This window comes from Flavimarina sp. Hel_I_48 (genome assembly GCF_000733945.1).
In the GTDB taxonomy this organism is placed as follows: Bacteria; Bacteroidota; Bacteroidia; order Flavobacteriales; family Flavobacteriaceae; genus Leeuwenhoekiella.
In genome coordinates this window covers 771025-783287 of record NZ_JPOL01000002.1, presented here as the reverse complement: position 1 = coordinate 783287, position 12263 = coordinate 771025, and the positions used below count along the sequence as shown (strand labels likewise).

Annotated in this window: 11 protein-coding genes, 1 tRNA gene and 1 pseudogene; 3 read left to right on the top strand and 10 right to left on the bottom strand. The window is 39.3% G+C overall.

The genetic code is table 11. The annotated features are described in order from the left end of the window. Positions 1–26 precede the first annotated feature (26 nt). From P162_RS03630 to P162_RS03605, 6 genes are read right to left on the bottom strand one after another with little or no spacing between them, the layout of a single operon-like run. A complete protein-coding gene (locus tag P162_RS03630; RefSeq protein ID WP_031425871.1) occupies positions 27–1313 on the bottom strand; it encodes a hemolysin family protein in 1287 nt (428 codons plus the stop codon). Next, positions 1314–1511, bottom strand: a complete 198-nt coding sequence (locus P162_RS03625; RefSeq protein WP_031425870.1) for a hypothetical protein — start codon at positions 1509–1511, stop codon at positions 1314–1316. Further along, positions 1504–2094, bottom strand: a complete 591-nt coding sequence (gene lptC, locus P162_RS03620) for an LPS export ABC transporter periplasmic protein LptC (protein WP_051907761.1) — start codon at positions 2092–2094, stop codon at positions 1504–1506. Before lptC ends, P162_RS03625 begins: the two co-directional genes overlap by 8 nt. Continuing rightward, positions 2094–3467: a tetratricopeptide repeat protein gene (locus P162_RS03615; RefSeq protein ID WP_031425868.1), complete on the bottom strand. Its 1374-nt coding sequence runs from the start codon at positions 3465–3467 to the stop codon at positions 2094–2096. The genes lptC and P162_RS03615 overlap by 1 nt, the downstream gene beginning before the upstream one ends. 35 nt (positions 3468–3502) lie before the next feature. Further along, positions 3503–4726 carry a hypothetical protein gene (locus P162_RS03610; RefSeq protein ID WP_031425867.1) on the bottom strand — a complete coding sequence of 408 codons (1224 nt, stop codon included), beginning with the start codon at positions 4724–4726 and terminating at the stop codon, positions 3503–3505. Beyond that, positions 4723–5475: a type III pantothenate kinase gene (locus P162_RS03605; RefSeq protein ID WP_051907760.1), complete on the bottom strand. Its 753-nt coding sequence runs from the start codon at positions 5473–5475 to the stop codon at positions 4723–4725. Before P162_RS03605 ends, P162_RS03610 begins: the two co-directional genes overlap by 4 nt. A 225-nt stretch (positions 5476–5700) precedes the next feature. Between P162_RS03605 and P162_RS03600 the strand changes: the two genes are divergently transcribed. Then, a tRNA-Phe gene (locus P162_RS03600) sits at positions 5701–5773 on the top strand. Between the two features lie 248 nt (positions 5774–6021). Here the strand turns inward: P162_RS03600 and P162_RS03595 are convergent. After that, entirely contained in the window at positions 6022–7464 is a 1443-nt protein-coding gene (locus tag P162_RS03595; protein ID WP_031425865.1) for an FAD-dependent oxidoreductase, read from the bottom strand. A gap of 407 nt (positions 7465–7871) precedes the next feature. Here P162_RS03595 and P162_RS03590 point away from each other — a divergent pair, with 407 nt between their 5' ends. Continuing rightward, the gene (locus P162_RS03590) at positions 7872–8666 is read left to right on the top strand and encodes a HipA family kinase (protein ID WP_031425864.1); all 795 of its coding nucleotides are present in this window, start codon (positions 7872–7874) and stop codon (positions 8664–8666) included. Further along, entirely contained in the window at positions 8644–9027 is a 384-nt protein-coding gene (locus P162_RS03585) for a DUF3037 domain-containing protein (RefSeq protein ID WP_031425863.1), read from the top strand. Before P162_RS03590 ends, P162_RS03585 begins: the two co-directional genes overlap by 23 nt. A gap of 287 nt (positions 9028–9314) precedes the next feature. On the opposite strand, the pseudogene P162_RS03580 reads toward P162_RS03585, so the two are convergent. The 3 genes and pseudogenes from P162_RS03580 to P162_RS03570 all read right to left on the bottom strand — a co-directional run. Beyond that, a pseudogene (locus P162_RS03580) lies at positions 9315–10709 on the bottom strand (AAA family ATPase); the annotation flags it as partial. Positions 10710–10725: 16 nt separating this feature from the next. After that, positions 10726–11568, bottom strand: coding sequence for an IS3 family transposase (locus P162_RS03575; protein WP_241077796.1), 843 nt, complete (start codon positions 11566–11568; stop codon positions 10726–10728). Positions 11569–11603: 35 nt separating this feature from the next. After that, positions 11604–11870 carry a transposase gene (locus P162_RS03570; RefSeq protein ID WP_031425860.1) on the bottom strand — a complete coding sequence of 89 codons (267 nt, stop codon included), beginning with the start codon at positions 11868–11870 and terminating at the stop codon, positions 11604–11606. Positions 11871–12263 lie beyond the last annotated feature (393 nt).

Genomic DNA, 12263 nt, shown 5'->3' with positions numbered 1-12263 from the left:
GACTGCTTATGAGATAAGAAACGAATTTAATCTTCTTCAATCTTCTTGATCTGCACAAGTTCAATTTTTGTGCTTGATGTTTGTAAGATATGGAACTGGTACCCTTCAATCTCAAGGATTTCATTTTCCTCTGGGATACCTTCCTCGTTATTCACGATCAGACCGCCCAGGGTTTCATAGTTTTCACTTTCCGGAAGGTCCAGTTTGTACGTTTCATTGATGTAATCCACTTCGAGCCGGGCGGAAAACTTAAAGGTGTTCTCATCAATTTTTTCTTCGATGAGCAGTACGCTGTCATGCTCGTCTTCGATCTCGCCAAAAAGTTCTTCCACAATATCTTCAACGGTCATCATGCCGCTGGTACCGCCATATTCATCAATGACCACAGCGATACTTTTCCTTTTTTTAATAAGGATGTTAAGGACGTCCTTTACCAGCATCGTTTCTGGTATAAAGATAACCTGCATGAGGACTTCTTCAATATGTGTAGGTTTTTTAAAGAGCTCAAAAGAATGAACATAACCTATAATATCATCAATAGATTCTGTATAAACCAGCACTTTAGAAAGTCCGGTTTCTGTGAACAGCAAATTTAATTCTGAAAGGGGCGTATCTTTTTCAACGGCAACGATCTCTGTCCTGGGGATCATCACTTCGCGCGATTTTACTTCAGAAAACTCAAGGGCGTTCTGAAAAATCTGTATTTCAGAATCCAGTTCTTCATTGGTTTCAATAGACTCCATCTGTTCAGAAATATAGTTACCCAGTTCCACCTTTGTAAATGCAAGCTGCACCTCGTCACCTTCGGTCTTAAAAAAGCGTTTGAGCACCATATCTGAAATCCATATAACAAAACTGGATATGAAATAAAATAGGAGATAAAAAATGTAGGCCGGGATGGCAAAGATCTTTAAAAGCGAATTGGCATAGATCTGAAAAAACACCTTGGGTAAAAATTCTGCCGTGAGCAGGACTATAAGCGTAGAAATAATGGTTTGTGTAATCAGACTAAACCGAATAAGGAATTCATTGATCCACGCATATCCAAAATCAAAACCTGTAAGCCAGTTTTGTAAAAGGGCACCCATAAAATAGGCATACACAACAAGTGCCAGGTTATTGCCCACGAGCATGGTCGCTATAAATTTTGACGGCTTTTGCGTGAGCCGTGTCAAAATCTTTGCGATTAGGTCATTTTGCTTTTTCTCGATCTCGATATGGATCTTGTTTGAAGATACATAGGCAATTTCCATTCCCGAAAAAAAAGCGGAAAGCAATAATGAAATTATTATAATAATGATTTCGGTTTCCATTTAATTGTCCCGTTGGTTCTGTTCAATCTTTTTTCTAAAATGTCTTTTGAAAAAGAACATGCCCAGCGCAAGGGCAACAAAAAACAGCGAAATATAGGTCTGGTTGGGTTCTGCTGGCCACGAGTCGTATGCTTTCAGCAAAAACAGAATAACAATGATCAGATAGGCGTATTCAAAATATTTAAAGTACTTACTCATTTAAACTGTCGCTTTTAGTGTTTTTGCCTTCTTTAATATACATTTTGCTCTGATTGCCAGAAGATAGGAAATTTTTAAAATTCTCACTACTGTCAAATCCATTTCCGTTATTAAAAGACCCGTCTTGAAAATTTATGGTGTACGCCCTGTTTGTAAAGACCCAGTTGTTACGCTGATCCCAGTAAAGTTGGGAAGTTCTCAAAATAGTGGAATCGCTCATGATCAATACCACATTATTCCGAAGATCAACAAGGTTCGTTTGCTTAAAGAGCTTTGCGTAATTTGAAGTGATGTAATTTTCTTTGTCGTCATCACTCACAAAGGTTACATCTATACCATCTGGAAATTCCTGATAGGGAAATTCTGATATACCATAATCAAGCATATAAGGAGTCTTGAGGGTGGCTTTTACCTTGCCGGAGTCTGTATATCTCAAAACGATGCCTTCGCCTTTTGCGGCGGGGCCGTCTGTACGCTGGCTGAACCGTTGCAGTTCTTCTGCATTGTTCCCACAAGCAAAAAAGAGGGTCACAGCAAATGCTGCGACCCCTTTTAAAATTGTATGTTTTATTTTATTCTGCATTAAGGATTGGGAACGGTAACGCCTCCACCTATCCAGCAGCTAAAGTTGATCTTCTGACCAGCTTTTCCACTCTGGAAAATCTCGGTTTTAGATGGTGCAAGGCCACGATAGCTTGCGGCTGTTTCATTTGCATTTGAAGAAATCGAAGGATCGATTTTCGCTGCACGTGAAGCGTAATCAGCAGCCAACCAGTAAATCGCACGTTTTTCAAATTGTGTTTCCCCACAGCTATTTGCGCTTGAAGCATACATGTTAGCGATCATTAAATAAGCTCTACCATTAGAGGGTTTTGCTTCAAGCGACTTTTGATAAAAAGAACGTGCTTGAGAATAACTCTTACGAGCGCGCATTTTCTCTCCTAAACGCATGAATACCACTGCTTTTTTACTTGGGTCTGTCTCACGGTTTGCAGATTCCTCATAATATTTAACCGCTTTTGTGTTGTCTCCATTTTTATCTGCCAACTGACCTAAGTAATATGCGGTCTGTGCTGATGGCTCTAATTTATCTAACTGAACAACAAGTTTTTCAAAGAAAGGATCTTCGGTACATTCCTTAGAAGACATTCTGCCAGCAGCACGTCTAATCCAGTCTATATCATCTTTCTTAGCATCAAAGTCTTTCTGATAAAGTGGGATCAGGTTATCACAATCTGCCAGTTTACCCAGTTTTTCGTTCATACCGGCAATAACCTTAGAATAGTTTTCAAGATTGGCATTGGCCGCGTTTTTAGCACGCTCTTCTTTTTGGGTAAGCGCTGTGCCAGCCTCTTCTTTTTCTAACAACGGTGCTGCACTTTCTGCTGCTGCGTTTTGCTCTTCGGTGATTTTTTCCTGTACGTCGTCATAAAGAACAAAGATTTCATTAAGGTCCATATCGCCTGTACTTTGCAATTCTACTCCCAAAACAAAATAGTTGTAAAGTGCGCGTGGACTCGTAAAAGAATCTTTGTCTGCTTCCCAGGCCTCATTGAACTTTTGAAATTGCTCCATTTTTGTTCCTACGTTGTTATCGCTCATCAACTGGGCAATATCAGTAAGATTTTCTCCCTTAGAAACACGATCTGGATAACTCGCATATTTCTGCTCATACATCTGGATAAATTCTGCCACAACAGCTTTTTTCTCTTCCTCAGGAGCCTTTTCTAATCTGTCACGGTACAGGCGCTCTCCATATTGATAGAGTGCATATGACCATTTAGGGCAATTTTCCATCAGTTTTCTGAAAGGCTCGTAAGCCGCATCATAATTTTTTACCTTGGCATTTTCAGTAAAAATAGAACCAGTGGTAACACAATCTACTGAAGACTGCGCGCTGATCGTACTCGCGCCAGCAAACATGGTTAATAATAGTAGTGTAAATTTGATTTTCATCTTAATTGGTTTTTAAAAAAACAATATTAGCAATTTTAATTAAATTTAAAAGGCACAAACCATTTATCATTAAGTGATAAACTAAGCCCAACCTTAAAAAAGTCTTCTTTAACAAGACTTGCATTCTCTGTACCGCGCTGTCCGTATTCGAAGCTGATGTTCGCATTACTAAATGCACGACCCATTGGTAAACCTATTCCAAAAGATATGCCAAACTCATTTATCCCTACGCCATTAATGTTCAAACCGGTCTCCTGATATCTGAATCCTGCCCTGTAAACCATTCGCTCCCAGTAACTTGTTATAGAATTAAAACGAGGTATATAAAATCCACCAATGCGGAATTGTGAGTCATCATCATAGCTCACATTTTGAAGACTGTAGGATGGATTTGTGAATTGGCTGGTCTGTACACTGGTGTATTCCACACCGGTAAACCATTTACTTGATTCACCTATACCAAGTCCCAAGGTATATTCTGATGGTAGTTTAAAATCAGTTTTGACCCTTTGTGTAGGTAGGGTTTGTACTGCGGTTCCCACAGTACTGATTTCACGATTGTTTTCTGCACTAATCGTACTCTCTGGAGTGTACATGGCAGAGCCGTAAAGGTTCAGTTTTTCGGTAATTTTTCGCTCTGCCTGAAGTCCAAGGTTAAAGGACACACCGCTGATGTCAGACCGGTTGATCTCCTGTATGCCCAGCTGCTGGCCACGATCTTCACGAACGGACTCCCTTCTTATATTACCAAAGTTATAGCTTGCGGTTGCACCTATCCTGATCCCTTTATAAAACTCATAGCCCCAACTCACAAAAGCCTTGTTGAGACCACCACGGCCCATGAAGCGTTCGTAAAACTCGTCTGTGCGATTCGTTATCTTATATTCCACGGAAGTGTAGGGGATGAGCCCAAAACCGGCACCCATATTTTTTGCTATGGGAAAACCCAGGGTCACGTAATCCAGGTTTGTAGAGGTATTTGTACCGGTACCCGCGTCACTCTTTAAGCTTACATCCTTACGGCTTCCCCCCAGCGTAAAATTGGTAAGGCGCAGGGCACCGAAACCTGCCGGGTTCTGTAAATTAACGTGAATACTGTCCCCAAGGATACTGATGCCACCCATGGATTGATTTTCAACGGTTCCTTTAAAATTACGGAGTCCTATGCCATAATACGAGTAAGGTGATGAATTTCCCTCTTGGGCAAACATAGGAGCGGTAAGGAATACCGCTAGTAGAAGCAAAAACCTTTTTATCATTGAGTTGTGTTAAATACCATTATGTGATCTAATCCTTCGAGAAGAAAATTTTGATGCGCAAAGATGCCATTTTTTAAGGTTTTAGACAAAAATAGCGCGTCCCCTCCCGTTAAAATAACCTTGAGTCCTGGGTAATTATCTGTATACCATTCGATTACGCCTTTTATTTCGTGAGAAATACCCTGTATTACGCCACTTTGTATCGCTTCTGCAGTGTTTTTACCGATATAATCCGGTACTTCTTCCGCAGTTAGCAGCGGTAGTTTTTCAGTAAAATGATGCAGTGCTTTAAAACGCATCGATAAACCCGGTGAGATGGAACCTCCCATATACTCTTCCTGTTGATTCTTAAAATCAAAAGTCACACACGTCCCCGCATCTATCACAAGTGCATGCTGACCGGGATAGTTCTTTACCGCAGCGGCGACCAGCGCGATGCGGTCAACCCCCAGGGTATGTGGTGTTTTGTACCTGTTTTTAAAAGGGATTCCCGTTGTGTGATCTAAGATTTTAAAAGAAAGACCGTTTTCCTGTAGCAGTGTGACAACATTTTGTGAATTTCCAGTAGCGGCAACTAAAATTTGCTGAAACGACTGATCATTCACCACTTTTTTTAATACTGAAATACCTTCAGTAACGGACTGATCTTCTTTTGAAATAAGGTTTTGATCCTTAAAAACACCCCATTTTAAACGGGTATTTCCTATATCTATGGCAAGATTTGTCATGTGCGCAACTTCTATAACCATTAACCCTAATTCGAGGGATTTATTTTCTCAATCCCTATTATTTTAGGATGGCTTACGGCCGGCAAATTTACAAAAGTGCATGTAAGGGAATATCAATACGTTATCATTTATTTCTAAAATTTTTTCAGATTTTTTCGTTCTAAGGTTGTGCAATATCAATTTTGATATTATATTTGCAGCCGCTTTGGCAATGCGATAAGCATGGAGACCGAAGCATTTTAAGGAGGTGCCTTAGCTCAGTTGGTAGAGCAACGGACTGAAAATCCGTGTGTCCCTGGTTCGATTCCTGGAGGCACCACTTTTAAATCCCCGAGAACTCTTGTTCTCGGGGATTTTTGGTTTTATATGTTTTGGTATTTTTAGAGAACATAATTGCGTTCTGAAATAGCCTTTTAAAAGGAGACTCCCCTATTAAATTTCAGCTGATTTTTCAGTGAGAAACGCCCGATTTTCGGCTAAAACAGGGTAAAAAACGGCTATTTCAGTCCGTTTTTCGACTGAAGTTTATGTCGCTATTCCGTATTAAAATGGTGTATCGTCATCGTATTACGAATCATTTAGATCCTTATTTTTAAATGCGCTGCCGCGGGGTGCATTGTGTTCTTCAAGTACCACATCAGAATGTAAAAATTGTGCCGCTGCGGCAGAATCTTTTACTTTAGAAGCGCTGCGCGCAAGCATTTCCGCTTCAAAAACGGTCAATACAGATTTTCGGATGCCTTTTTCCCTCCAGTTGGATCCCGGCTGGCATTTCAGAAAGATTGTACGGGCAAGTGACAGCGCATCCAGCAGCGCCTGGTTTGCGCCCTGACCTTTGAACGGACTCATGGGATGGGCCGCATCACCCAGCAAAGTGACGGGGCCCACTTCCTGAAGCGTCTTAGGTTTTAAGAGTTCGCGGTCATAAACCGGATAACCGGAAATCTGTTCTGCCCGGGTCGCGGCAATGATTTGCGGAATGGGATAATGCCATTGCGTTCTTGAACTGGCTTCTTTCTTGAGGGATTTTGGGCCTTGTTCACTGAGTGCTTTCGCTTCCTTTTCCGGCATCGGAAAACTGAGTTGCCACATTATGGATTCCGCATCATAGGGCATCATATAAATGCGCTCCGTTCCATTGGCGGTTTGAAACACCGTTGCGGAATCCAATAATTCATTTTCAACACCCTTGATCGCCGCCAGCGGACAAATACCTAAAATCACGATACAATCCAGATACCGCAACGGGGTTTGCGCTTCGCCAAGAACCAACTTACGGACTTCGCTGCGAATGCCATCAGCGCCCACCACAAGATCTGCGGTGGTGGTTTTTATTTTTCCATCAACTTCAAAATTCAGCAATACCGCTCCGTCTTCGTTTTCCTGAAAATCCAGGAACTTATGGTTCCATAGCACAATATCGTTACCGCCCAGTTGCTTTAAAAGTGCCAGGCGCAAGGATTGACGTGCGATGTGCACATTGCTGCGTTTGGCGGCCGTTTTTTCATGTGCCTCCAGCCATTTTCGCATTCCCCATTCGCCAATCACTTTTCCATCTGTGGTATGAACCACATGCCGCGTGGAAATGAGGCCTTCTGCCAGTGAATCAATCCCAAAACCTTTTATCGCTTTGCGCGCCTGTTGTAAAGTAAGGCCATAGCCTTGTGACCTGGTGTCAAAACCGCCATCTCGTTCATAAAGGGTAAAAGGGATACCACGGTGCAAACAAGCCACCGCCAGTGCTGTGCCGCCTATACCACCGCCAATAATCGCAACATGAGGATAATTCCCCGTATCTGGAAGGGCAGGAGCAGCGGAAGCAACCAACCCAGAACCGCCACAAAAGGTACAAAGCTCAAAATGTGCTTTGGGTTTTGTGGGAGGAATGCCCACGCAATCATTATTTTCAAAAGCTTCAAGCGCTCGCTTATAGGTAAGGCGAACGTTTTTACGAATTCTCCGTTTCGTTTTGCCGCGTCCCTTACAGTTAGGGCAAATGGTATGATGCATATTACTTTTTCTTTTATTTTGATTTTTTTTGTTTCTACGGAATCGTTCCCAACGCAAATTTCGTCCTGCTGAACTCCTTTCAGCATTGCACGCGTAGCACTGCTAGTGCTTTAGAAAGCTATGTTTAACAACACTTTAGCCGCTTTTGAAACCCTAAACTAAATTCAGGGTGACGTTTATTGTAGTACGCCGCTAAATGGATTTACAACTATCATACGCGGAAACAAGATACACATAGCTTTTTCAAATTCAACCTTAAAAATGAACATGATCTTTAACTTATGAATGTAAACCAATTATTAATTATCAATCGCAATTTGCCGATTTTTAGCAGAAAATGGCATATTATTTAATGCCAGTGGTACTCTCTTAATACCTTATTTTTGTCTCCACTTAGTTATTGATTTATGAACGATCCTATTGAAATTCGCCAGGTGAACGTTACGCGCTACATCACGCCATTGCGTGAAGGTGGCTCGTTGCCTGCAGTGGCTGATGCTGACGACGGTTTTAAATATGTGGTGAAATTTAAAGGTGCCGGGCACGGTGTCAAAGCGTTGATTGCTGAATTATTGGGTTGTGAGATCGGAAGGTTTTTGGGCTTTAAAGTACCCGAAGTTGTTTTTGCCAACCTGGATGAAGCTTTTGGCCGTACCGAAGCCGATGAGGAAATTCAGGATCTATTAAAAGGGAGTCAGGGTATGAACATCGGGCTTCATTTTTTATCGGGAGCCATTAATTTTGACCCTGTGGTGACCACTGTAGATGCGCAATTGGCTTCAGAATTGGTATGGTTTGATGCTTTTATGACCAATATTGACCGCACCTTTCGCAATACAAACATGCTGATGTGGAACCGCGAATTGTGGCTGATAGATCACGGTGCTTCGTTGTATTTTCACCACGCTTTCACCAATTGGGAAAAAAGTGCGCAAACTCCGTTTGCGTTCATCAAAGATCACGTGCTGCTTCCACAAGCAAGCCAACTGGAAGCGGCGAACACTAAGTTCAGCACAATTTTAACTCCAGCAATTTTAGAGGAGATCGTAAACCTGATTCCGCAGGAATGGTTGGAATGGGAAGGTTCTGAAATAACGGCAGACGAAATAAGAGCGGTATATTTCAATTTTTTCACCACACGACTGGCACACGCAGAAGTATTTACTAAAGAAGCAAAGCATGCACGGGAAGCACTTGTATGAATATGCGGTGATACGCATCGTCCCTCAGGTTGAGCGCGAGGAATTTTTTAATGTGGGGGTAATCGTCTATTGCAAAAACCCGCGGTTTATCGCTATGAAATATCAACTCGATTCAAAAAAGCTCGCAGCTTTTTGTCCGGAAGTTGATGTTGCACAAGTAGAAAAAAACCTGGACGCTTTTAAGGCGATCAGTTGTGGCAGAAAAAATGCGGGTCCTATCGCCCAACTAGAAAACGCCGAACGCTTTAGGTGGCTCACCGCTACCCGAAGTTCGGTTATTCAAACTTCAAAAACGCACCCGGGTTTTAGTGAGGATTTAGAAGATACGCTCGAGAAACTATTTGAGGATTTGGTGGTTTGAGGGTTTTAGAAGGTTTTTATTTTCACTGAACTTCAAAATCAGGGATTTTTCTTGTAGTCTTTTTTTTGTTGCACTTTATGCGTCTTCAAGATTTTTATACTCTTATTTTAGTACCAATTTATTAAGAACTATGAAAATGAAGTTTTAAGTGCAGACTTCTTTGATGCTTATTTCTGGGTGGGGTACCTAGTTTAAGAGTGCGAGGTTTCTGAAATTTCACCTGAGGGATTGGGGACTCGGGTAGTAATTTGTATTATGAAATATATCTATATCGTATTTTCTACTTTTTATATACCATATTTGTTTTCTCTATTTAAAAATGCTTCTTTTCCGCCTTCAAGTTTCAATAGTTTTTCTCTATAATCAATATTTTCTATTGTCGTAGAAGTTTTGTGAGTATAAATATCATTGTTTGGTATTTCTAGAATATGTATTAAAGCGGAATCTCCATTAATTACAAAATTAGAATTATGACTTGCGAAAATTATTTGTCTATCAAATTGCTTTCGTTTTACTAAACAAACTAAATAATCAGCAACAAGTTTATTGTCAAGATGTGCCTCAGGCTCATCAATAATTAACGGTTTCACACCTGTCATCAATAACGTAACTATAACAGCGGTACATCTTTGTCCAAAAGAACAAGATTCTAGTTCACGATTACCATAGAATCCATTTATTTTAATGTATTTCGATAGATTATAACGATGTTTTTTTATAAGGTTAAGATAAATCAAATAATTGCCGGAACTATTAAAAATTTCCGTGATTACTTTTACATAATTGTTTTGTTTACGAATATTTTTTTCATCAAGTAAATTGTCTAAACGTTCTTTAAAGGTGCTGTAATTTATATTAAGTAATTCAAGATTCGGTTCAATAAGAAATAGCACTTCTTTAATTCTTGATTCTGATGTTCCCGAGATATGATATTTACCGAACTTATTATAAAACTCTATAAATAAACTGTTTTGGTATTCTAGATCATCAAACTCGTAAGTGAAATTTATATCAAGTACATTTTCGTCATTTACTTGTAGTTTGCTGTTTATGTCAGCCAAATTTGACGCTATTAATGAATTGTTTTTGTCGTATAAACTTTGAAGATTGTCAATGTTTAGATTGTTTTCTCTGTATGTTGCTTTCAATCTTGTATCAAGTATTTCTATGTTTTCTAAATCAGAAATAATTTTTGATAAATTTTCAGAGGCTTTTTGTGAATCTTTAATTGTTTCTTCATTAGTTCCTTTTTCTTGAAAAAAGTCACGAAGATTTTTTGTCTCAATTTCTAAAGCAGCATTAATTTCGTCAATGCGCGTTTTGACTGTATTGAATTCTTTTTGAATGATTTCAATAACTTCTTTATTTTTTTGCAATTCATCTAAGCTGATGATTGTAGATACAATCTCTTGTATTCTTATATCGACATCATTTAAGTTCTCAACAGGTTCGTAATTTTGAGATATTCTTTTTAAATCATCAAGTAATAATTTATAATTCTTTTTACTATTCTCGATTGAGTTTAATTCTTGCTTTAAAGTTTTAATGTTTGTAGTTATTGCTTTATATCTCTCGTCATTAATAGAATCAATAATCTTTTTTACTGTTTCTTTTTCTTTTGTTTTTTCCTTTTTGTCTTTAGCGTTTTTTATTAGTTTATTTAGTAAACTTATATTTTCATCTGTAGGCTTCCCCTTTTTAGGACACCTTAAAATTCGATAAATAGTTGTTATTTAGTTCAGGTTTGATGAAGAATTTAAATTCTTCATCAAACCTGGGCATATATTCTTTGGGTGATTTATTCCCTAAGGATTTATGAGGATGATTAAAGTTGTAATCCTCTCTCCAGTTATCGCTTATCTTTTGAAGTTGATAGATGTCATTAAAGTAATAGGCATCTAAGATATCTTCTCTAAAGAAGCGGTTAAAGCGTTCAATATATCCGTTCTGCATTGGTTTACCGGGTTGGGTATACTTGATTTCAATAAAGTTTTTCTCACACCATTTTGTAAATGTTTTCAAGATAAACTCTGGGCCGTTATCACACCGTATATATCTTGGCGTTCCCAACTCTTCTTTAAGGTTGTTCAATGTCTCTACTACTGCTCTGGCAGGATAAGAAAGCCCAGTATCAATAGCAAGAGCTTCTCTGTTGCAGTCATCAATTACATTGAATATCCTAAGTTTTCTGCCATCGGTAAGTGCATCACTCATAAAATCCATACTCCAACACTCATTGAGTACAGCAGGTGTTTCTAAAGGTTGTTTTACGCGTTTTACTAAACGCTTCTTATGTTTACGCCTAAGACTGAGATTCATCTCCCGATAAACTCGTAATACACGCTTTCTGTTCCATATCAGACCTTCACGACGGATCTTGTAATAGTATTCATCAAAACCTCGAGTTGGATAGGCTTCGGCTAGTTCAGTTAATTTATCAATGACTTCGCTATCGTCCTTTTTACTACGGTAGTACCACATTGACCTGGCAAGCCCTACAACATTACAGGCCCGTACAACCGGTACTATAAATTCCTTGATGAGATACTTGACCCGAACTCTTTTGTCGGAAGGCCTTAGAACTTTTTTGACAGTACGTCCTTGAGCATTTTGTTGTCCAGGCTCACATCGGCATACATCTGCTTGAGCCTCGCATTTTCCTGCTCGAGCTCTTTTAGGCGCTTGAGCTGCTCTTGCTCCATACCCCCATACTTCTTGCGCCAGTAATAAAAGGTACTCTTGTCAATACCTAATTCTCTGGATAGATCGCCTACAGATCTTCCCTGTTCATTCTCTTTAAGAGCTTTAATTATTTGGCTCTCGCTAAACTTGCTGTTTTTCATTGTGACAGTCTGAATTTAAAATTAGTAAATTCGAATTAACATCTGTCCTATTTTTAGGGAAGCCTACAATTTATAATTTCGCTATCGATCTTAAATCCGACATATTTTCCATCATCATGCTCAATTCCGATTTCCATATTTTAATTTTTAATTACATCAAAACTTCTCAAATATAACAAAACCAAATCATTACTATTTACGGAAAACCATAATCAGATAGAAAAACCTCTAGAATAACTAAAAACTACTCAAAAATGGTAAAAAACAAAGAGAAAAAATAGAAGCGTCAACCTGAACTTAATTCAGGTTGTTGTGGGACTGGATCGCGCGTATGATGAAATTCCGAAACAAGTTCAGAATGAAATAACTAAAAAAATAAGAGAGTAACAAGAG

Bases quoted from the DNA above. Each gene is read 5' to 3' on its own strand.
- P162_RS03630 (WP_031425871.1), bottom strand. From the start codon at position 1,313: ATGGAAACCGAAATCATTATTATAATAATTTCATTATTGCTTTCCGCT.
- P162_RS03625 (WP_031425870.1), bottom strand. From the start codon at position 1,511: ATGAGTAAGTACTTTAAATATTTTGAATACGCCTATCTGATCATTGTT.
- lptC (WP_051907761.1), bottom strand. From the start codon at position 2,094: ATGCAGAATAAAATAAAACATACAATTTTAAAAGGGGTCGCAGCATTT.
- P162_RS03615 (WP_031425868.1), bottom strand. From the start codon at position 3,467: ATGAAAATCAAATTTACACTACTATTATTAACCATGTTTGCTGGCGCG.
- P162_RS03610 (WP_031425867.1), bottom strand. From the start codon at position 4,726: ATGATAAAAAGGTTTTTGCTTCTACTAGCGGTATTCCTTACCGCTCCT.
- P162_RS03605 (WP_051907760.1), bottom strand. From the start codon at position 5,475: ATGGTTATAGAAGTTGCGCACATGACAAATCTTGCCATAGATATAGGA.
- P162_RS03595 (WP_031425865.1), bottom strand. From the start codon at position 7,464: ATGCATCATACCATTTGCCCTAACTGTAAGGGACGCGGCAAAACGAAA.
- P162_RS03590 (WP_031425864.1), top strand. From the start codon at position 7,872: ATGAACGATCCTATTGAAATTCGCCAGGTGAACGTTACGCGCTACATC.
- P162_RS03585 (WP_031425863.1), top strand. From the start codon at position 8,644: ATGCACGGGAAGCACTTGTATGAATATGCGGTGATACGCATCGTCCCT.
- P162_RS03570 (WP_031425860.1), bottom strand. From the start codon at position 11,870: ATGAAAAACAGCAAGTTTAGCGAGAGCCAAATAATTAAAGCTCTTAAA.